The organism is Saccharothrix texasensis, assembly GCF_003752005.1.
Taxonomy (GTDB): domain Bacteria; phylum Actinomycetota; class Actinomycetes; order Mycobacteriales; family Pseudonocardiaceae; genus Actinosynnema; species Actinosynnema texasense.
This window is the reverse complement of record NZ_RJKM01000001.1, coordinates 317,669-339,200: the sequence shown is the minus strand read 5'-3', so window position 1 is coordinate 339,200 and position 21,532 is coordinate 317,669. Positions and strand designations below refer to the sequence as shown.

Genomic DNA, 21,532 nt, shown 5'->3' with positions numbered 1-21,532 from the left:
CGGCCTGTCGAGGGGTGCACCGATGACACGTGACCAGGACGTCTCCGTCCGCACATTGGCTTCCGAGCTGGCCCGGATGGGCAGGTTGGTGGAGGACGAGGAGCACGAGGAGGTCGCACGCCGCTTCGCCGAACACCTGGTCCACGCCGTCCCGGGCTGTGATCTGGCGCTCCTCGCGGTCGACCGCGGGGGCGAGGTCGACGTGGCCGCGACCACCGGTCACCCGCCGCTCGACCTCGCCGCGGACCAGGGTGACCCGGTTCGCGAGGCACTGCGCTACCGCGAACCGCGCCGGCTGGGCGACACCACGCAGGACCACCGCTGGCCGTTGTTCGCCGCACGTCTGGCCGTGCACGGCCACCGGAGCTGCCTGGTGCTGCCCCTGCCGACCCTGCACTCCCCCACCGCCGCCGCGGTGCTGATGTCGCGCGAACCCCACCGGTTCAACGACCACTCCTACGACATCATCCTGCTGATCGCCCTGCACGCCGGCGTCGCCTTGGACAACGTCGAGGTGCTGCACCACAGCAAGCAGATGGTGCGGCACCTGACCACGGCGCTCGACACCCGCCACACCATCGGCTTGGCGCAAGGTCTGCTGATGCGGCACTTCGCCCACGACACCGAGCAGAGCTTCACGCTGCTGCGGAGGGCTTCCCAGCACACCAACCGCAAGCTGCGCGACATCGCCCACGACCTCGTGACCGCCCACGAGTGCGGCGATTTCGACGAGGTGCTGGCCCGCCACCGCATCCCCGGACCTGACGGCGTCCCGATGTGACCGGATCGGCACAGGTGGCTGGCGATCGATCGTGCCGGCCGGTGTGGGCACGTGCTGTCCGCACCGGCGCATCCTCACCGGTCCGCCGCGGAGCCCGCGGGCACGGCCCTCGCGGTCGTCGCACATCACCGCTCGGTGCTGCTGCCGCTGCGGACCCACCGAGCCGGCGGGTAGTGCCGTCCGAGTGGTGGCGAGACCTTGTCGTTGAGTTCGCGTGCTTCCCGGAGCTGTCCTCCGGGGTGACGGTGCGGCACGCGGCATCCGGTCCGGTGCCCTGGCCGACGAGTTCCCGGACACGGGCGGCGATGCGCCCGGCATCTCCGCAGCCCCGCCCATGGTGCAGGCGGGGTAGGGGTCGTCGTCGAACTCGTCGGTCGCCGACTGCGGCTCGGCCGTGTCCGGGGTCATCGCACCTCCGCGCGCGAAGAGGCGCTCGTTCGACATTCCGGCCCGCCTCACCAACCGCCGGTGGCCACCACGCTGGAACCCCTGCCACTGATCGCCTCCAGCACGCGTGACCGATGCTGCTACTTCCACCGCTGACCGCCGGACACCACCGCTGACCTCCGCGCGGCCCGTCGGCTCGTCGCCGACCCGGGGCGAGGCGATCGCCGCCGGGCACCGAGCGGACGGCAGACCTCAACTCATCACCACCGAATCGGCGACCACACGGACCGGTGACCGACGCGGGGCGGTCGCCGTGATCACCGGACAAACCCCCACACCTGCGGTGTACGTCCGCGCAAGCCGGGTAACTGGCGTAGTGCCGCAACGAGCGATCGCACGGCGGTAGGGCCGCTTCCAGTGGTCCGGGCCCAGGCAGCACGGAGACGTTGAGCACACAGCGCCCGTGCTGCCTGGGCATCTCCGGCACCTCGGCGAGCACCTGGTCAACGCCTTGACCGGCGGCTCGGCCCCGAGCCGGCGAAGTCCGCGACGGTCGTGGTGCGCATCGCCCGGCGAGCGGCGGCCACATCGCGGCCGTGCGCGGGCGAGCCGGCCTGTGGAACTCGCCTGACTCCCCACCCGTCCAGCGGCTCCACCCCATGCCCGTCGACGTGGACACCGGTGGTCGACGTCGTCAAGCACACGCCGCCACGACCTCGTTCCACGACGACGGACCGCGCTCGGGCCTGAGGACAGGCGGCCGGACGGCTCAGGCCAAGCTGACCTCGGCCCAGACCGTTTTCCGGTCGCCGTCACGCCGATGTCCCCAGTCGACCGACAGCCGGTTGACCATGAGCAGGCCGCGGCCGTGCTCGGGTGCGTCCAGCCGGCCCAGAACCGGCAGCAGGCTCGAGCTGCCGTCGCCCACCTCGATCCGCACCAGATCACGGTCGGACAACCGGTACATCCGCAACCGCCGCGGTGCTCGGGCATGCCGGTAGGCGTTGCCGACCAGCTGCGCGGCGACGACCTGGACGTCCACGAGCCGATCGTCACCGACCCCGCCCACCAGGCCGGCGACCAATCCCATCAGGGCTGGTGTGGATGGGCGACTGTCGGGCAGGTCGAGATCGACGCTCTTCCGGAGAAGATCGACAGTGTTCACTGCACGCCCTCGATGCCTGTGGCCTGACAAGGCACAGATACGACACCCTATACCCGCTCCGACGGACCGGTCGTCACGGCGACGACACGAGCCGCCGGGGTCGGTGTGGAGGTCGGGTCGCCGGGGTAGGTCGAGGCAATGAGTGCGATCGGGCAGATTGGTCCCAAGGCGCAGGGTGACGGACACGGGGGCGAGCGGGGTCGGCTGGTGTTGAGCATGGACCTGCCGGTCTCGCGGACGCCGTCACGAGAGCTGCGGCGGTGGGTGCGGGCGGCGTTGTACCGGGAGGACGAGGACTGCGCGGAGAAGGCCTGGTTGGTCCTCGCGGAGCTGACGGCCAACGCACACGGCCACGGGCGGTCCCCGGCCGTGGTCAGGGTCTGGAGGTCGACGGCCTCGTCGGCGGTGCGGATCGAGGTCGAGGACGCGGGCCGCGAGGCGCCCGACCCAGGAGCGTCCCGCTGGGGCGGGACGCGCGGCTTCGGCCTGGCCCTCGTCGAGGGCTTGGCGCACCGATGGGGTGTCGATGTCCACCCGACGGGCAAGACCGTGTGGGCCGAGCTGGTCGGCCGTGCAACCGGGGCCGAGCCGGTGGGCTGACCCTGGCGCCCCGGTGTCGCGGTTCCCGTCCTCCGAGCCGTTGGCCACGACCGGCTCCAGCGGCCCGGCCCGACCGCGGGCCGTGGAGTGCTTCGACGCGGCACCGGCGGTTCGATGTCGTCGGCCCCGACGCCCGCCCGAGCGGAGCCATCCAGCCGACGAGCCGGACGCCGGTCGCGCGCAGGCGTCACGGTCATGCCCGTTCGGGCAGGGCGCACCGCCACCGCGGTTCGACGGTTCGGCGCGGAGTCCGGGCACCCCCGCAGGCCGCCGAACCTCGCCGTGTGCGATTCCGCAGTCACGCACCGCTGCCCGGTTGCCCGGACACTGGCAGTAACTGTTGGTGCGCCCAGTGTGTTCCACGTGTGCGGCGGAGATGCATCGCGCCGTCCTGCTACTGCTCGGCACCGTGTCGCTCACCGCAGTCGCCGTACCCGCCCGCGCACGCATCGCAGCGGTGGGCGGTGCTTCGCCTTCTGCGGGTCGGAAGTCGACATGGAGGCCACGTGAACCTTCCGCTCGGATGGTGACCGGTTGGTCTCGATGCCGGACGCAAGGGATCGGCGGGAGTGCTCACCCGAAGGTTCGAAGCGAAGACAAAGGAGTCCGCTCGATGACCTCACCCCTGTTATCCAGGTTCGGCCGCGTGGCCGCTGTGGTGGTCGCAGCTGCCGCGACCACCTTCACCCTGACCGGCGGCGCGAGCGCCGATCCCGCCGCGGCGTCGGTGGCGTTCAAGGCCGAGCACACCGACCGCTGCATCAGCAGCTACACCGCAGGCCAGCTGGCCTGGCGCAACACGTTGCCGGTCCCGCCACCCGAGCCCGTGACCACGGTCAAGGTCACCGGCGAAGTGGCCCTGCGCAACACCACCCCGTGCGCCCCGCCCGACGGCGCCGTCGCGGTGGCGGTGTTCACCGCCTACAGCGGCCGCACCGTCGTCGACACCGAACGCCGGAGCACCACCGGCGCGACCAAGTTCGAGTTCGTGCTCACCGTGCCGCTCGTCCCGACGCCGACGCCGGTGCCCATCGACCGCGTCACCGTCCAGGTGTGCCACGCCCCCATCACCCCCATCCCCGAGCCGGGTCCTTTCACCTGCGGTGACATCTCCAGCTACCCGATCTGAGCCTTCCCGACCGGTGTCCGACCCCAGCGGTGTGGTGTGGAGTGCGCAGAAAACGACCTGCCGTTGATCTCGGCGACCGGTCAGAACGCGCAGGACCGGTGTCACACCGTCGGGAAAGTGTGATTGACCGGCACGCCCCCGCCGGACGTCGTCCGGCGGGGCCGTGCCGATTCCAACTGGTGACGGGAAGTGCACGCAGGGGCCGGTACGATCCGGGACCGACACCGTTCGGTCCGCACGAACCCCGGTGATCGACCAACGCCGGAGCGCGGTCCTGCCGCCATCGTCCGCGGGGCGTCACGCGGCAGTAACGCCTGACGGAACACGCTGTGGTCATCCGAATACCGGAGACCACACGGAGGACGAGATGCGAACCCGACAGCTCTACCCGATCCTGGCCGCAGGCGCCTTGGTCGTGGGCGGTTTCCTGGGTGCCGGTGCCGCCTCGGCGGCGGTCCCGTGTGTCGTCGGCCCCGGCGTGACGCAGACCGGCACCACGGTGACCGGTTCCGGCGGGAACGACACGATCGACTGCACCAGCGCCAACCCCGGCAAGACGATCTACGGCAACGGCGGCAACGACACCGTCACCGGCACCGCCTACATCGACACGATCAACGGCGGCACCGGCGACGACACCATCACCGGCCTGGTGGGCGACGACTTCCTCAACGGTGACCTCGGCACCGACACGATCAACGGTTCCGCGGGCAACGACACGCTCAGGGGTCCCGGCGCCGATCTCGCCCAGGACACCCTCAACGGCGGCGGCAACACCGACAACTGCGGCCCCGTCGGAGTGCCGCCGGACCTGCGCAACAGCTGCGAGTCGTAGCGGCCCCGCTCCGCCCGGATGAGCACGCCGACCACGGCGGACGACGACCCGGCCCTGACAGGGGACCGGGTCGACCCCGCATGGGAGTTTCCGTGCTGCGGCACGAGGGCCGCTGTGCCGGGCGGCTCTCGTCCGCGGTTCGAGTGGGTCGATCGTGCTGGGACCGCCGCATCGACCGTCCGCCGGGTGCTGAGCGCCCGCGGGTACCACCGGCACCCGGGCATCGGTGGCGGTGGCGGCCCAGGTGCGCTGCGCGGAGGTGGTCCGGAAACGGAAACCACCTGATGCGTCTGCGTTCAGCGATCATGGCTCTGGCAACCGGCGTGCTCTTCGCCGGCGGACTGCTCGCTCCCTCCGCCTCCGCCTCGACGTCCGCGGTGGACGTCACACCTCGACCCAACACTGGAACACCGGGCACAGCAGCACCGTCCAAGGCGGCTTCGAGATCAACCTCAAGCCCGGCGGCACCACCGTCCTGAGCCTGACCGGCACCGTGGTCGACAGGTTGTTCCAGGGCGCGCCCGCGCACCTGCCGATGTCGCCGCATCGGGGTGAACCCGGCGCTCTCCTCCTTGACCCCCGCGGAAACCCCTGGGAATACTGAATTCCTTCCACGCAAGGACGGATGCGATGAAATTCCTGAGAATGATCGTGCGTCGTCGGCGTTTCCCCGACATCGGCTACTACTCCTACCCGCCGGTGTGACCCGCTCCGCCCGGACCGCCCGTCACCGGTGGTCCGGGCGATGCCGTCGTCCACGCGCAGGCGAGGCGCGATGACCGAACCACTCGACGCCCTGATCACGGCAGCGAGGTCCGGCAGAGGCGTCACCGAGCTCGAGCGCGGCCTGTGGCTGGTGACCGATCCCACCGAGACCGAACGCCTGCTGGCGAGCAAGGGCACGTCGACGGTCAGGTCCGCGCGCCGCACCGGCTTCACCTCGTGGGGACCGAACGGCTTGGACACCTGGATGGCGGTGCGCCGCGCCGCGCACCCCTTCCTGACCGCTTCGCGGCTCACCTCGGCGATCCCCGTGATCGCGGAACAGGCCGAGCGCGCGGTCTCCGGCTGGCCGTCACCCGGCGTCGTCGACGTACGGGACGAAACCGTCAGCCTGATCTCGGCCGTCAACGTCCGACACCTGCTGGGCGAACCGTCCGAGGCGTTGTCCGCCCTGGTCGAACGCGAACTGGTCCTGGCGGGGCGGGCCCGGCGGCCGTTCCCGCTCGCAAGCCGTCGTCTGCGGCACGCCCAGCGCGCCACCTACAGCGCCATCCGGCAGCACATCCGCTCCCGCCCGTCACCCACGGGCCTCCAGGCCGTCCTGACCGACCACGGGTTCGGCGAGCACACCGTGACGCTGGCGCTGCGCACCATGCTGTTGTCCAGCCACCACGTCCCCGCCACCGCGCTGGCCTGGGCCTTGCACGAACTGTCCACCCACCCCGACGTCCAGGAGTCGGCCCGGGCCGAAGCCACCGCGCACCCGGAACCGACGGCGGACCTGCCGCTGTGCCGGGCGGTGATCCGCGAAACCCTGCGCCTGCACCCACCGGTGTGGCAACTGCGGCGGCAGCTCACCGCGCCCACCCGCGGACTTCCGACGGGAACGACCCTGCTGTTCAGCCCGTACCTCAACCACCGCGACCCGAACAGCTACCCGGAGCCCTCAGGATTCCGCCCGCAGCGCTGGGGCCCCGGCTTCCACCCGGCACCGGGCGCCTACCTGCCCTTCGCACTCGGCCCCCGCACCTGCCCCGCCTCACAACTGGCGCTCACGCAGCTGACCGTCATCCTCGCGGCCGTCCTGAAGAACCACCGCCTGACTCCCCACCGCGACCCCGCACCGACCTTCGACGCCCTGCACGCTCCGCGCCACCTGCGGTTGCGCGTGCTCCCGGCATGACGGTGGTCACCAGCGCGCGGCGACGCGGGCGAGCAGCCGCCGGGGTCGACGACCCACCCGGTCCGGGCCCGGACAACACTCATCGCAAAACCGATCTCCCATCCAGACCACGGACCGATGGCCAGTCGACACAACCCGCCACCTCGTGGCCTGGGCGGTGACGAAGGCTGGTCGGGCACCAGCGGCACGTGAGCGGTGCGGGCCGAGACCACCGCCAGGTCCCGACCGCCCGGCGGTGCTCGGCCCGCGCCACCGGCCCCGGACATCGGTCACGACGGCGGCGCCGGGCGCGGCGGGTGACCGCTCGGCGTGGTCACCCGCGCCGAGCGGCTGCGGCTGCGGCTGCGTATCAAGGTGCGACCTGCTCGGGGTCACCCCGCCGATCCGGCCGCGGTCCCGGTCTTGTCGCGGGCACGGCGGCGTGCCGCACCGACGAGCCCGTCGAGCAGGAGGAACGCGAGCAGGCTCAGGCCCAGCAGCGGAATCGCCCAGCCGAGGGCGATCAGCACGAGCGGGGCCGGGATCACGACCCACAGCGGGAGCTGCTGCCACGCGCCGCGCCTGGGCGGGGCGCCCAACGCGGCACGGCGGTCGGCACGGGTGGGGCGGCGCTGCCACCACATGCGGTAGCCGAGCACGATCAACGTCAGGATGCCTGCGGCGAGCAGGAACAACGCGAGCTGGTTGGCCACGCCGAACAGCACGCCCATGTGCGCCTGGATGCCCAGCGACGACAGCTTCGCCGGCACCGGCCGGTCGGCGAAGTCCGCGCGGGCGGTCACCGTCGCGGTCGCCGGGTCGACCGCGACCTTGTCCAGTCGGACCGGCCAGGTGTTGTCGGTCTGCGCGGCCGTCCACGCGGTGCCGGGCGCGGCGGCCACGCCCAGCTCCAACGGCCCGTCCAGGCCCGCGCCGCGGGCGGCCACGAGCACCCGGTCGAACGTCACCGGGTCCACCTCGACCGCCGACGACCCGTCGCCGTGCTCGCCGTGCCCGTCGCCGCTCGTCGCCCCCTTGGCGCCGCGCAAGCCGGTGTCGAGGGCCGGCGTCTTCGCGTTCAACGCCGTCAGGGCCGCGTCGAAGTTCGCGCCGGCGTTGTTCGACCAGGTCAGACCGGTGGCGGACAGGAACAGCGCGCCGAGCAGGACCCACACCCCTACGCTCGCGTGCCACGACCGGGTCTTCCGCACGCCCTTCGCGCCCTTCTCCGGCACGACCAGCGCCCGCACGCGACGGCGCGCCGTGCGCCGCCTGGCGAGCCACAGCACCAGGCCGCCGAGCGCGACCACCCACAGCCAACTGGCCGCCAGCTCCGAGTACAGCGCGCCCGTCTCACCGAGGTGCAGGTTCGCGTGCAGGTTGTCCAACCACGCCGTGACCGGCGTGGCCCCGAACCAGGTGGTCAACTGCCCGACGACCTGCGCGGTGTACGGGTCGACGTACACCGTCTGGCTGCGCTCCTCCGGCAAGCCCGGCAACGAGAACACGACCCTGGTCGTGGCCGTCGGGTCGTCCGGGAGCTGCACGCCGGTCACCGCGCCGTCCGGCAGCACCGCCTGCGCCGCCGCGACCTGCTCGGCCAGCGGACGCGGCGCGCCGGCGGCCGACGACACCTCCAGCAGGTCGCCGTAGAAGACGCGGTCGAACTGCGGCGCGAACGCGTAGAGCATCCCCGAGATCGCCGCCACCAGCAGGAACGGCGCCACCAGCACACCGGCGTAGAAGTGCAGCCGACGCAACAGGGGCACCACCGACACCCGGACCGGGGCGGGTGCCTCGTCACTGCGCACGTCGACGACAGGGGGAGCGGACACGGAGCACCTCTGGTGGGGACGAAGGGAACACCTGCCCACTAGTCGTACGCGAACGCCATCCGGTTCCCGCGATTCTGCGGAAACCCCGACCGGCGTGACGCGAACCGCCGCTGCCGGCGAGCACCCCACCTCCGAGGCGTCGTGAGCGCGCTCGAACCGTTCACCACCGGGTGGAGGGGACCTGTTTCAAGATCGGCTCTGGCGCACTGCCGGTGGTGACGCGGTGGGCCCCAGGCCGTGACGGGAGCGGGGTTGCCGTGATCGTTGGCGGATCCACCCACGTGCGCTCCTTCGCGCGGGGGGCATCGACCAGGACATCGACGCCGTCACCGCCGCGATCACCACAACGGACGAGCCAGCACCGCATCCTCCTCGGGTGACACCACCACCGAAATGCGCCAGAGCCAAGGGTTCGGCGGGTCAGTGCTCGACCGGAAGTACGGCGGAGCTCGGCTGCTCCGGCTCGGAGGTCGGGTCGTCGACCGGAACCCACGACAGTGCCAGCGCTCCGCTCACCACGGCTGCGGCGAAGCCCAGGAGGAAGCCGCCCAGGTTGGCGTGCACCAGGCTCGCCACGCCGACCACGAGGGCCACGACGCCCGCGAAGTGGCGCAGGGCCGGGTTGACCAGCAGCGTGACCCCCGCGACCAGCAGCAGGGCCGCGAACAGCCAGGCCATCGCCGCGCCCGAACCGGAGAGCACCACCACGCCGGCGGAGAGGCCCACCGCGGCGACCAGTTCCACCGCCGCCACGACGGCGAGCACCCCGGCGGTGAAGGGGCAGGAGCGCCGCCAGTGGCCGAAGCGGCTCACCGCCCGTCGCCGCTCGGTGAGCCCGAGCACCCCTGCGTTCCGTCGCGGTGGCCCAGCTGCAACCCTTCGGCGGCGAACGAGCGTGCCGTCACCGACTCGGCTTTGATGGTCATGCGGCCCAGGACCGCCTTCCCCGCGCGATGGCCGACCCGGCCGCCGTCGGGATCCGCGCCCCGCCCGACCAGCAACTCGTCGAGGCTGAGCGCGCCGCCGAGGTCGTGCACCTCCAGCACCAGGTCGGTCACGTGCACCTGGCGCGCCCGCAGCTCCGTGGTCATCGCGCCGATCACCGGCAGGTCGACCGTCGAGGTCTGGCACAACCCCGACACCTCCGCCGAGGGCAGGCGCACCACCAACGCCGCCGTCCCGGAGGTGGACACCGAGGGCATGATCTCGAAGCCTTCCGACTCGACCCGGTCGACCGTCAGGGTGATCTGGCCGGCGGTGGCCAGCGACACCCCGATCGCTCCCTGGGCGACACCGGTCAACACCGCCCCCGACACCAACCCGGCCGGCACCAGCACCGCCACGAAACGCTTCCAGCTCGTGCGCCCTCGGCTACGACCGCGATCCACCGGATCAGACTCCTCAGGTACTCGAGCACGGGACAACGGCCCCGAGTGCCGCGGGCCGGCACCGAACCTAACGGGCGGGGAGGATGACGGGCCATTCCCCGTTGGCATGAAGGGCAACCACTTGCGGTGACCGCGGTACGCAGGCACGAGTCGGCGGGGCATCCCATCGTGCAGCTGTCCACTGTGCACACACGGGGTGACGTGACATCTCTGCCTCACAGGCATCCGCGTCCACTGTCGGGCTCGGCGATCACGCTGGAACTGGGCGTGGAGCCCGAGGAGGACTGCACCGTAACCCTTTGGTGTGCCACTCGAAGGTGGCGCGCAGCTTGCCGGTGCTTGATCGTCCTGATTAAGTCCGCAGTCGGTCAACCGAAGGTCACGAGAGGGTGTCCCATGCGCGTTGCGCTAACCGGTGCCACGGGTTTCCTCGGTACCCGGCTCGTGCGCGAACTGCTGTCCCGGCACGGGGCGATCACGGTCCTCACCCGCGCGGGGGGCGCCGACCCGGTCGACCGGATAGCGCGTGCGCTGCACGCCGTCGGCACACCCGAACCGCGCCTCGCGGAGCGCCTGCGGGTCGTCGAGATCGAGCTTTCCCGGGCCGACCTGGGGCTGTCCGCCGCCGCCTTCCGGGAGCTGGCCGACGGCCTCGACGCCGTGTGGCACTGCGCGGGCGACATCGACCTGGAAGCGAGCCTCTCCCGGGTTCGCGCGGTCAACGTCGAAGGCACCCGGAACGTGCTGGCCTTGGCCGCCGCCGGCCGCCGCGACCCCCTGTTCTGCCACATCAGCACCGCCTTCGTGGCCGGTGGCCGCCGCACGGGGGTGGTGTACGAGGACGACCTCGACGGCTCCTGGGGCTTCGAGAACGCCTACGAGCAGTCCAAGTACGAAGCCGAACTGCTCGTGCACTCCTGGGCCACCGCCCACCGCCGCCCCGCCGTCGTGCTGCGGCCCAGCATCCTGGTCGACGACCGGGCGCCCCGACCGGAGCTGCCCGCCCACCCGCTCCAGGCGGTCACCCGCGCCATCGAGGCGATCCTGAAGCAGGCCACCCCGCTCGACAAGGTGCTCCTGGCCTCGACCAAGGGTCCGATCCGCCTGCCCGGCGCGCCCTCCGCCCACCTGAACCTCATCCCGGTCGACGACGCGGCGGCGGCCATGGTCGAGCTGGCCCAGGCCCGACGTGACCGCGGTGTGGACACCTACCACGTGGTCCACCACCGCGACGTCACGGTGGCCGACGTCCAGCACGCGCTGCGCGACCTCTCCCGCACCCGCTTCACCCTCGTCCAGGAGGTGCCCGTCCGCATGACCGTGCTGGAGGCCAAGTTGCACGAGCACATGCCGTCCCTGACGTCGGGGTTCCTGCCCTACCTGGCGCACCGGCGCCGCTACGACGACACCCACGTGCGCAGGGTGCTCGGCACGTCCGCCGGCACCACGCCGATCGGCGCCGGCTACCTGTTGTCCGGTCTGCGCGACAGCTCCCGGCTGGCCGAGATCACCCGATGACGCCCCAGGCCAGGCCGCTCACCGGCCTGGAGGCCGGTTTCTTCGCCTACGGGTCGCGCCCGACGCCGGTGAACCTGCAGATCGGGGGGCTGACCCTGTTCACTGGAACGCCGCCCCCGCTCGACGAGGGCCGGCGCTTCGTGACGTCCTGGACCGACGCCGTGCCCGCGTTGGCGCTGGTGCCGCACGGCGGGGGACGGCGGTCGCGGTGGGTGGTCCACCCGGCGCTCGACCCCGACCTGCACGGCCGGGTGTGGGAGGCCGAGCCGGGCGGGTTGCGGGCCGCGGTGGACGCCGTCATGGCGCAGGAGCTGCCGCCGGGCGCCCCGCCGTGGCAGTGCTGGCTCATCCAGGGGTACGCCGAGGGCGAGTGGGCCGTGCTGGTGAAGGCCCACCACGCCCTGCTCGACGGCGCCTCGCTGATCCAGGTGGCCTGTCGCGTGCTGGGGCGCGCGTCGGCGGAGGAGCCCCGGCGGCGGCCTCGGCGGCGCGGGCGGGGAACCGACCTCGTCCGCGTCGCTCGCGGTCTGCTGCGCTACGCGCTGCGGTTCCTGCCGGTCGCGACCGGTGCGTTCGCCTTCGAGGGCAGCGGCGCGCGGCGTTTCGAGTGGACCGCGGTTCCCCTGGCGACGTTGCGCGGGGTCGCCGACCGCCACGGGTGCACGGTGAACGACGTGTTCCTGGCCGCGCTGACCACCGTCCTGCGCGAGTGGCCGCACACGCCGTGGCGCCGTGGTCCGCGACCGGTCTGGACGCTGGTCCCCGCCGACCTGCACGAGCGGGACGGTGACGACGAGCCGTCGGCCAAGGTGGTCAACCTCAGGGTGGCGCTGCCGTGCGACGAACCCGATCCCCGCCGCCGGTTGCGGGCGCTGGCCCGTGCGACGGCGATCAGCAAGCGCAGCGGCCACGTCGCCACGGGGGCCGCCGGGTCCCGGGCGCTGCCGGTCTGGTTGGTCAGCGCCCTCCTGCGGCTCACGTTCTCGCGGTGGCACATCGACCTGCTCGCCAGCAACGTGCGCGGATCGCGGCGGGCGTTGGCCTACGAAGGCACGCCCATGACGGGCATGGTGCCGCTCGGTTTCATCCCGCGCGGGCATCCCCTCGGTGCGTTCCTGGTGTCGTACGCCGACCAGACCTGCGTCGGGTTCGCCGTCGACCCGGCGCTGCCCGGCGGCGACGCGTTGTGCCGGTTGTGGGAGCAGGCCGTGGACGAGCTGGACCGGCTGGAGGTCGTCGAGACCAGCCGGGAACCGGAGGACGCCCTCGACTGAGGAGCTGGTCCCCCTCGGTGCTCGTCGAGGACCGGAAGCGCCCGGCGTTCACCGCCGGGCGCTTCCGCGTCACGGTCAGAGCGCGCGCTCCGCGGCGGCCATCCGGATCAGGTGGTCGAGGGCCGGTTCGGCCATCGCCGAGATCCGGCCGCCGGTCTGCATCAGTTCCATGGGTGACACCTGGTACTGGAACCTGTGGCGCAGCACCACCAGCAGTTCCATGCCCATCAACGAGTCCACGCCGAGTTCGCTGAGCGTCTTGGTGCGGTCGACGCGGTCGGGCGTGGTCTGCATGATGGCGGCCAGCTCGGTGACGAGCACGTCCTCGATGAGCTGCAACGCCTCGGCGCGGGGGAAGTCGTCGATGCGGCGCAGGAGGTCGCGCAGCTCCTGCCCCGCTTCACCGGTGTCCTCGGGCAGCAGCCCGGCCAGCCGGGGCGAGGCGGACGCCGACAACGCCGTGGCCGCCTGCTCGAACCGGAAGTCGCCCACGGCGACGACGTCGCCTTCCGGCACGCACACCAGGTCTTCCAGTGCGTCCAACGCCTGGTCGGAGTGGCACGGCGCGAGGCCGAGCTTCGTCAACTGCTCGCCCATCGCCTCGCGCGCCACGTACCCGGTGTCGGCGATCGCGCCCCACTGCACGGCCAGCGCGGGCCGTCCGCGCCGCCTGCGCGCCCTGGTCAGCGCCTCCAGGAACAGGTTGCCGGCAACGTAGTTGGCCTGCTTGAAGTTGCCGACCAGCGCGGCGGCGGAGGAGTACAGGACGAAGAAGTCCAGCTCCAGCCCGTCGGTCAGGTCGTCGAGGACGAGCGCGCCGCGCAGCTTGGGGTCCAACGCGGTGTGGAACGCGCTGTCGTCCAAGTCCTCCAGCGGCCGGTCGTCCAGCGCCATCGCGGCGTGCACGACACCGCGCAACGGGTGGTCCGAGGAGATCGAGGCGAGCACCGCCGCCATGGCCGGCCGGTCGGTCACGTCGGCCGCGTGGACGTCCACCCGGACGCCCCGGGCGATGAGCTCCTCGACCAGGTCCCGGGCTTCGGCCGGCACCGGGCCGCGCCTGCCGACCAGCGCCAGCCGCCGGGCGCCGCGGTCGACCAGCCGGCGCGCGGTCGCCGCGCCGAACCCGCTCAACCCCCCGACGACCAGGTAGGTCGCCCGGGGGTCGAGCGCGAGCCGGCCACGCGCCCGCTCGACGGGCACGGCCTCCTCGAACGACACCACGACCTTGCCGATGTGGCGGGAGTGCTGCATCAGCTTGAAGGCTTCGTCGATGCGCGTCACCGGGTAGACCCGGTGCGGCAGGGGCACGTACTCCCCGGTGGCGACGGCGGCGAACACCTCCTCGGCGCACCGCACGGCCGAGCCGCGGTCGTGGGACGCCAGGTTGGCGATGTCGACGGTGAACAGGCTGATGTTGTCGCTCAGCGGTCGCATGGCCAGCCGGGAGTCCTGGTAGATGTCCCGCTTGCCGATCTCGACGAACCTGCCGCAGGGCGCCAGCACCTCCAGGCCGCGGACCAGTGCCTCGCCGCTGAGGGAGTTGAGCACGACGTCCACGCCGCGCCCGTCGGTGATCCGCAGGACGTCGTCGGCGAACTTCACGCTGCGGGAGTCCACGACGTGGTCGACCCCGATCGCGCGCAGGTAGTCCCGCTTGAGCTCCGAGCCGGCGGTGGCGATCACCGCGGCCCCGGTCCGGCGGGCCAGCCGGATCGCGGCGATCCCGACGCCGCCCGCCGCGCCGTGCACCAGCAGCGTCTCCCCCGCTCGCAGTCGGGCCAGCCGGCGCAGGCCCTGGTGCACGGTGATCCAGGCGACCGGCGCCGTGGCGGCCTCGGTGAAGGACATGCCGTCGGGCACCGGGGCGATCTGCTCCACCCGCGTGAGCACGTGCGAGGCGAACGAGCCGGGCGCCATGCCGAAGACCCGGTCGCCTGGCCGCACGCCGGGCACGTCCGGCCCCACGGCGGTGACCACGCCCGCGAACTCCAACCCGAGCGTCGACGCCGAGTCGATGCCCGCACCCGCCTCCGCGGCCGGGGGCAGCAGGCCCGTGGCCACCATGACGTCGCGGTAGTTCAGGGCCGCGGCCGCCACCCGCACCACCACCTGCCCGGCGCCGGGTTCCGGGACCTCCTGCTCGACCCACGTCAGCCGGTAGAACAGGCTCGGTTCGCGGACGACCAGGCGCGCGGAGGCCGCGTCCAGGCGGGTCGGGGTGCGGGCGGGCACCGTCCTCGGGACGAAGCGACCGGACGCGGTGAGCACGATCTCGTCCTCGTCGGAGGGGTCGAGCAGTTCGGCGACGAGCCGCCCGGCGGAGGCGGCGGGATCGTCGCCGTGGTCCCAGGAGACCCGCCGAACGGTCACGGCGCGGTTCTCGTTGGCCAGGGTCCGGGAGGCGCCCCAGGTGGCGGCATCCACCGGGGCGTCGGGCGACTCGGGAGCGGGCAGGGCCCCCGAGGGCCGTGCCACGACCCACAGCGGCAGCGGCTCGGCGCCGTCGCGCCGGGTGGCCGCGGCGCCGATCCCCCGCAGGATGGCCGCCGCGCGCACAGCGCGGTCCGCGGCGTCGCCCGCCGCGCCCCCGAGCACGACGGCGACACCGTCGGCGCCGGCCGCGGCCGCCTCCCAGTCGGGGGTGTGGGCGGTCACCGCCGTGGTGCCGGCTCCCGCCCCGCGCAGGGCCGCCGCGACGGCGTCCGCCCGTTCCCGGTCCTCCGGGTCCTCGACCACGACGACCCACGACGCCGTCGTCGTCGACGCCGTGGGGGCGGTGGCGGTGCCGCCGGCCGCGGCTGTCAGGACGGAGAACCCGCCGTCCTCGGCCACGTCGACCCGGTCGAACCCGCCGGTGCGCAGCAACTCCGGCCACGCGGCCGCGGGGACGAAGGGCGAGTCCGGCCGCAGCGAGACGTCGGTGCAGGACCAGAAGCCGCGTGAGAGCCCCTCGGTCAGCGCCAGCATCGCCACGTCGTGCGACTCCACGGCGATCAGGCGCCCGCCGGGGCACAGCAGCCGCGCGACACGGCTCACGGCGGCGCGCAGGTCGGTGGCCGCGTGCAGCGCGTTGGCCGCGATCACCAGGTCGAACCCGCCGTCCGGGAACTCCTGCTGGTCGGGGTCGGTGTCCAGGTCGAACGTCCGGTAGTCCACGAAGTCCCAGGAGCCGAACCTGGCGCGGGCCGCGGTGAGGCAACCGCCGGACACGTCGCTGAACACGTACCGCGTGCGGTCGGCGGGCAGCACCGGGAGCACGAACGCCGTGGTGCCGCCGGTGCCCGCCCCGACCTCCAGGACGCGCAGCGGGCGGTCCGCGGGCCAGCCGTCGACGAGGGCGCGCACCGACTCCCGGACCGCCCCGTTGTAGCCCGCGGCGACGGGGTTGAGGTCGTGGAGGTAGGAGGTCACCTCGGTGTCGCCGAGCACGAGGTCCTGGGGGTCCACCCGGCCGCACAGGACGTCCACGAGGTTCAGGCCGCTCTCGACGTGCAGGGCCAGGAGCGCCGCGGCCTCGGGGAGCCGGTCGTGCCGGCGGGCGAACCCCTCCGGGTCGGGGGAACCGGTCAGGTGCCAGAGCGGACCGTCGGCGCGGGCCAGGTCGTGCGCCGCGGCCGAGCGCAGCAGCACGTCGACCAGCCGCCGGTACTCGGGCAGCACGCCGGCGGCCAGCAGGTCGTCGGTGGTGAAAGCGACCCGGCCGGGCAGCAGCGACTCGACGGCCGCCACCATGGACAGGGCCCCGGCCTCGGTGGCCATGCTCCGCACGGCGGCGTGGCAGGGGGCCGGGGTCACGGTGACCGGGGGCAGTGCCGGCAGCGGCCACCGCCGGGTCTCCTCGCCCGGGCGCGGGGCGGCGCGCAGCACCGTCTCCAGTCGCTGGACCCCCGGTCGCAGCACCGCGCCGAACGACTGGAGCCGACACCCGGTCAGCTCGACGGCGACCTCGCCCTCGGCGTCGAGCACGCTGATGTCCCAGCACACCTCGCGCGCGGTGCGGGAGCGGACCTGGACGTGGATGCGTCCGCGCGCGGTGGGTCGACGCCACCGTCGGACGCGTGCCAGCGACGACGGCAGGTACGCCCGGCTGTCCGGCGCGTCGAGCCGGAGCAGCGGGATGCCCGCCTGCAGCGCGAGGTCGAGCAGCGCCGGGTGGACTTCGTGGTCGTCGCCGGCGAGCGGGAACTCGTAGTCCGCCCACGCCTCGTCGTGTCGGACGCGGATCTCCCGCAGCCCCCGGAACGCCGGGCCGTAGGTGATGCCGGCCCGGTCGCAGGCGGCGTAGTGCCCGGCGGCGGTGATGTGCTCGGCGGGCTCGGTGGGCTCCCGCGGCGCCACGGGGGCGTCGGCGACCAGGCGGCGGACGCGGCCCCGGGCGTGCAGGGTCCAGTCGCCGTCGTCACCCTGGCGGGACGCCACCCGGAACAGGCCGTCCTCGTCGGACAGCGAGACCTGGGTCCGGACGTCCATGGTCGGCAGCCAGGACAGCGCCATCGCGCGGGTGATGTCCAGGCCGGTCACCTCCACCCCGTCGCCCAGCACGTGGCGGCCGGCGGCCAGCGCCATCTCGACGTACCCGGTCGCGGGCACCACGACCGACCCGCCGACGCGGTGGTCGGCCATCCACGGTGTGCGGGCGGGCTCGACGGTGGCGAACCAGGTCGGCTCCAGCACGGGCATCCGCTCCCCCAGCAGCGGGTGGTCGAGGCGTCCGGTGCCGCTGGTGCGCAGCCACGTCTCGGGCGCGCCCTTCCAGTGCTCCTCGCGCTGCCACGGGTAGGCGGGGAGGTCGCGCACCCGGCCGCGGTCGGGGAAGTACCGGCTCCACCGCAGGGCGCCGCCCGCGGCCGACACGCCGGCGACCACCCGCTCCGCCAACGCCCGCCCGGTGCCGCCGCGGTTGAGGGTGACCACCGTCCTGAGCGGTTCGCCGCCGGTGCGGCGCAGGTAGCCGGTGAGCACCGGGTGCGGCCCGATCTCCACCACCACGCCGACGCCCCGCTCGGCGAGCGCCGACGCGGCCTGGTGGAACAGGACCGGCTGCCGGACGTTGCGCCACCAGTAGTCGGCGTCCAGCTCCCCGGCCCGCACCGGCATCCCGGTGACGGTGGACAGCATCGGGATCCCGGGCTCGGCGGAGCGCACGTCGGCCAGGCCGGTGCGCACCCGGTCCTCGATCGCGTCCATCGCGGGGCTGTGGAACGGGTAGTCCAGGTCCAGCTCGCGGGCGAACACGTCGTTCGCGATCAGCTTCTCCACCAGCCGGGTCACCGCGCCCGCGTCACCGGCGACCGTGACGTCCTGGGCGCTGTTGACCGCCGCCAGCGCCAGTTGGCCGGAGAACTCGGCGAGCACCTCCTCGGCCCGCTCGGGGGGCAGGCCGACCGCCGCCATGCGACCGGCGCCGGCGGTCCGCGACTGGGCGAGGCTGCGTTCGGCCACCACCCGCGCGGCGGTGTCCAGGTCCAGCGCGCCGGCCACGCAGGCCGCGGCCACCTCGCCGACGCTGTGCCCGAGCACGGCGGACGGCACGACCCCCCGTTCGCGCAGCAGCGCCACCAGTCCCCATTGGACGGCGAACAACAGCGGTTGGGCGAAGGCGGTGTCGTGCAGCCGGTCCTCCGACGCGGCCAGCTCCTCCACCACCGACCACCCCAGGTGGGGCGCCAGGGCCGCGTCCGCCTCCGCCACCGCCGTGCGGAAGGCCGGTTCGGCGGCCGACAGGTCACGTCCCATGCCGAACCACTGCGAGCCGTTGCCGGAGAAGGCGAACGCCACCCCGTCGCGGGTGGTCGCCACGTCGAGCGCGGCGGCGACCTCGTGGTCGCCGCGCAGCGCCGCGTCGAGCCGGTCGGCCGCCTCCGCCGGATCGGCGGCCACCACGACGACCCGGTGGGCGTCGGGGGTGCGGCGCAGGCAGGTCGTGTAGGCGAGGTCGTAGAACTCCTCCGCCGAAGCCGCGGCGAACCGGTCCCGCACCCGGCCCACCGCCGCCACCAGCGCCTCGCCGGAACGGGCCGAGACCACCACCGGCAGCGCGCCGCCCGGGGGCCGGGGCGTGTCGCCGGCCACGGGCGCGGGCGCGAGGACGGCGTGCGCGTTGGTGCCGCCGAACCCGAAGCTGTTGACGCCGACGACCCCTGGGCCGACCGGCAGCGGCTGCGACACCGGGTGCAGTCCGAGCCCGGCGAAGTCGATGTCCGGGTTGGGCCGTTCGCCGTGCAGCGACGGCGGCACCACCCCGTGGCGGAGCACGAGCATCGCCTTGAACAGGCCCGGCATCCCGGACGCGCTCTCCAGGTGCCCCAGGTTGGTCTTGACGGAGCCGATCGGCAGCGGACCCGCCTGGCGACGGCGGCCCAGCGCCTCGCCGAGGGCGGTGCACTCGACCGGGTCGCCGACGGGCGTGCCGGTGCCGTGCGCCTCCACGTACACCAGGTCGTCCGCGTCGACCCCGAGCCCGCCGTAGATCCCGCGCAGCAGGTCGGCCTGGGCGTGCGCGCTGGGCATGGCCAGGCCGTTGGTGCGCCCGTCGGTGTTGGTGCCGGTGGCCAGCAGGACGGCGTGCACCCGGTCGCCGTCGGCCAAGGCGTCGGACAGGCGCTTGAGCACCACGAGCCCGCCGCCCTCGGCCCGCACGTACCCGTCGGCGTCGGCGGAGAAGGAGCGGCAGCGGAAGGTCGGCGAGAGCATCATCGCCTTGGAGAACCCGATGAAGGTCATGGGGTCGATCAGGAGGTTGACCCCGCCGGCGAGCGCGAGCGCGCTGCGTCCGCCGCGCACCGCCTCGCACGCCTGGTGCAGCGCGACCATGGCCGACGAGCAGGCGGTGTCGACCACCATGCTGGGGCCGCGCAGGTCGAGGGCGTGCGAGAGCCGGTTGGCGATGATCGAGGCCGTGCCGCCGATCATCGCGTGCACGTCGACGCTGCGGAGGTCGTTCAACTGGAGCAGGCCGTAGCCGGTGCCCGACACACCGAGGAACACGGCCGTGTCGGACCCCGCCAGGTCGCGCCGGTCCAGGCCCGCGTCGTCCAGCGCCTCGGTGCCCATCTCCAGCAGCATCCGCTGCTGCGGGTCCATGGCCGCCGCCTCGCGCGGGGAGATGCCGAAGTAGTCGGCGTCGAACCCCTTGACGTCCGGCAGGAAGCCGCCGGCGAAGGAGTAGCTCTTGCCCGGGCGCAGCGGGTCCGGGTCGAAGAACCGGTCGGGGTCGAACCTGCCCTCGGGAACCTCCCCGATCAGGTCACGCCCCTCGGACAGGGCGGTCCACAACTGGTCGAGGTCGGCGATGCCGCCGGGTAGCCGGCACGCTGCGCCGACGATCGCCACGGCATCCGTCGGACAGTTCGGACTCATGCGCTGTTCTCCATGCATCGGTGGCTTTCAAGACAGGACCGACCTGACGCGGTCGCGGGGCGGCAGCCACTCGGACGGGTATGACTCGTCAGCGACTCGACACGAAGGACAAGCGCACCCGGTAGCCGCCGTCACGTGCCTCGCACGGGGAATCCGCGGTGTCGAATCCGCACGACGGGCACCCGCGCCGAATCACGTCCGGCGGAATTCCTCGAGACGTCGGGATATCGCTCCCGCACAGGATCTCCGAGGGAGAACTCGGCCGCAGGCGCAGCGCAGACGCAGGCCGCGCGGACAGGCTCCCGGGCGACGCCGTCGAACGCTGCCGCCATGCCCGGCGTCGACGCGTGTGCCAGGAGCACGGATCACCCTGCAGCCCTCCGGGCGGATCGAAGGCGAAGCAAAACGGCCGCGCCCACCACCGCCTTGCAGGCGCCGATTCTGCCGCCCCGAGAGCGCGTCGACCATTCCCTGATCGGATGACGACGACAGGGCCGCAGGTAGCGCTTCCTCATCGCAGGCGGCAAGTCGCCGCCCGACCGGCCGGCCGATCACTCGACAATTCGACACCGCGCACCACTTGCGCAATGCGCTCTTGGTCAGACCGAAAACGCGCGCTCTTGGCGGAACTGTCCGGGAATGCGGAGGACGGCAGGCCGCCGACGAAGTCCTGACCGTCAACGGCCGGGGATCACCGCTCCGGTCGCGTCGAAGGCCTCGTGGGTGAGGTCGCCGTGGTCGTAGTTCGCCTCGGCGGGCAGTTCCAGGAGGTAGACGCCTTGCCGCACCCGCGCGGGGATCACCCGGCCGTCCGGGGTGCGGAAGTTCACCGCCACCACGTCGTCGCCCGCGTACCCGACCAAGGTCGCGCCGAGCCGGTCGTCGTAACCGGTGGACAGGGGAAGGCCGAACCCCCTCTCGCGGACCGGGTAGCGGGCGGGATCCGTGGTGCTGACCCTGACGCCGAACTCGTCGACGCCGCACTTCATGATGGTGTCGCCCGAGATCGCCCCGACCACCAGCTGGCCGTCATCGCGCAGGTGAGCGGGCCCCATGACGAACGTCCCGTCGCCGGCGTGCTCGACGCACCGCTCGAACGCCGCCGCCGCGTCGGCTGACGACGTGTTGCCCGACCACGGATGGGCCCGGCCGGCCACCGACGTCGGTTGCGCCAGCGTGCTCCACGCCACGGCCAAGACGACGACCAGCCCGCACGCAGACCCCGTGACAACCCGGAACATCCCCCACCTCCGGGACATATCGTGCCCGACCGCGCCCGCCGGTGGGGCCCGAATCCGACGACATCCCCTGTCGCACCACCACACGGCCTCCATCACCCGTCGTCACCGCTCCGACGCGTGCCGCGTCGGGTG

The 21,532-nt window shown here is 73.2% G+C and carries 13 protein-coding genes; 7 read left to right on the top strand and 6 right to left on the bottom strand.

Annotated elements, in window-relative coordinates:
- Nucleotides 1-22: 22 nt before the first annotated feature.
- A complete protein-coding gene (locus EDD40_RS01305; RefSeq protein ID WP_123741262.1) occupies nucleotides 23-781 on the top strand; it encodes a GAF and ANTAR domain-containing protein in 759 nt (252 codons plus the stop codon).
- Between the two features lie 1,156 nt (nucleotides 782-1,937).
- Here the strand turns inward: EDD40_RS01305 and EDD40_RS01295 are convergent.
- Nucleotides 1,938-2,333: an ATP-binding protein gene (locus EDD40_RS01295; RefSeq protein ID WP_148088651.1), complete on the bottom strand. Its 396-nt coding sequence runs from the start codon at nucleotides 2,331-2,333 to the stop codon at nucleotides 1,938-1,940.
- A gap of 216 nt (nucleotides 2,334-2,549) precedes the next feature.
- Here EDD40_RS01295 and EDD40_RS01290 point away from each other — a divergent pair, with 216 nt between their 5' ends.
- The 4 genes from EDD40_RS01290 (at nucleotide 2,550) to EDD40_RS01275 (ending at nucleotide 6,803) form a co-directional block, all read left to right on the top strand.
- Nucleotides 2,550-2,933, top strand: coding sequence for an ATP-binding protein (locus EDD40_RS01290; RefSeq protein WP_170184899.1), 384 nt, complete (start codon nucleotides 2,550-2,552; stop codon nucleotides 2,931-2,933).
- Nucleotides 2,934-3,579: 646 nt separating this feature from the next.
- Nucleotides 3,580-4,062, top strand: a complete 483-nt coding sequence (locus EDD40_RS01285) for a hypothetical protein (protein WP_123741259.1) — start codon at nucleotides 3,580-3,582, stop codon at nucleotides 4,060-4,062.
- A 367-nt stretch (nucleotides 4,063-4,429) separates the two neighbouring features.
- On the top strand, nucleotides 4,430-4,897 hold the full coding sequence (locus tag EDD40_RS01280) for a calcium-binding protein (RefSeq protein ID WP_123741258.1): 468 nt from the start codon (nucleotides 4,430-4,432) through the stop codon (nucleotides 4,895-4,897).
- Nucleotides 4,898-5,672: 775 nt separating this feature from the next.
- A complete protein-coding gene (locus tag EDD40_RS01275; RefSeq protein ID WP_170184898.1) occupies nucleotides 5,673-6,803 on the top strand; it encodes a cytochrome P450 in 1,131 nt (376 codons plus the stop codon).
- Nucleotides 6,804-7,174: 371 nt separating this feature from the next.
- Here EDD40_RS01275 and EDD40_RS01270 read toward each other — a convergent pair whose 3' ends face one another.
- The 3 genes from EDD40_RS01270 to EDD40_RS01260 form a co-directional block, all read right to left on the bottom strand.
- Complete coding sequence (locus tag EDD40_RS01270; protein ID WP_123741256.1) at nucleotides 7,175-8,617, bottom strand: PepSY-associated TM helix domain-containing protein; 1,443 nt, start codon at nucleotides 8,615-8,617, stop codon at nucleotides 7,175-7,177.
- A gap of 420 nt (nucleotides 8,618-9,037) precedes the next feature.
- Nucleotides 9,038-9,430: a DUF6114 domain-containing protein gene (locus EDD40_RS01265; protein WP_148088650.1), complete on the bottom strand. Its 393-nt coding sequence runs from the start codon at nucleotides 9,428-9,430 to the stop codon at nucleotides 9,038-9,040.
- Nucleotides 9,427-9,960, bottom strand: coding sequence for a DUF6230 family protein (locus EDD40_RS01260; RefSeq protein ID WP_123741254.1), 534 nt, complete (start codon nucleotides 9,958-9,960; stop codon nucleotides 9,427-9,429). The genes EDD40_RS01265 and EDD40_RS01260 overlap by 4 nt, the downstream gene beginning before the upstream one ends.
- A 441-nt stretch (nucleotides 9,961-10,401) precedes the next feature.
- Here EDD40_RS01260 and EDD40_RS01255 point away from each other — a divergent pair, with 441 nt between their 5' ends.
- Together EDD40_RS01255 and EDD40_RS01250 are read left to right on the top strand one after the other, a co-directional pair.
- On the top strand, nucleotides 10,402-11,523 hold the full coding sequence (locus EDD40_RS01255; protein WP_123741253.1) for an SDR family oxidoreductase: 1,122 nt from the start codon (nucleotides 10,402-10,404) through the stop codon (nucleotides 11,521-11,523).
- A complete protein-coding gene (locus tag EDD40_RS01250) occupies nucleotides 11,520-12,797 on the top strand; it encodes a wax ester/triacylglycerol synthase domain-containing protein (RefSeq protein WP_123741252.1) in 1,278 nt (425 codons plus the stop codon). The genes EDD40_RS01255 and EDD40_RS01250 overlap by 4 nt, the downstream gene beginning before the upstream one ends.
- A 75-nt stretch (nucleotides 12,798-12,872) precedes the next feature.
- Here EDD40_RS01250 and EDD40_RS01245 read toward each other — a convergent pair whose 3' ends face one another.
- Together EDD40_RS01245 and EDD40_RS01240 are read right to left on the bottom strand one after the other, a co-directional pair.
- Entirely contained in the window at nucleotides 12,873-20,159 is a 7,287-nt protein-coding gene (locus tag EDD40_RS01245) for a type I polyketide synthase (protein ID WP_123741251.1), read from the bottom strand.
- Between the two features lie 677 nt (nucleotides 20,160-20,836).
- Entirely contained in the window at nucleotides 20,837-21,400 is a 564-nt protein-coding gene (locus EDD40_RS01240) for a hypothetical protein (protein ID WP_148088649.1), read from the bottom strand.
- Between the last annotated feature and the right edge of the window lie 132 nt (nucleotides 21,401-21,532).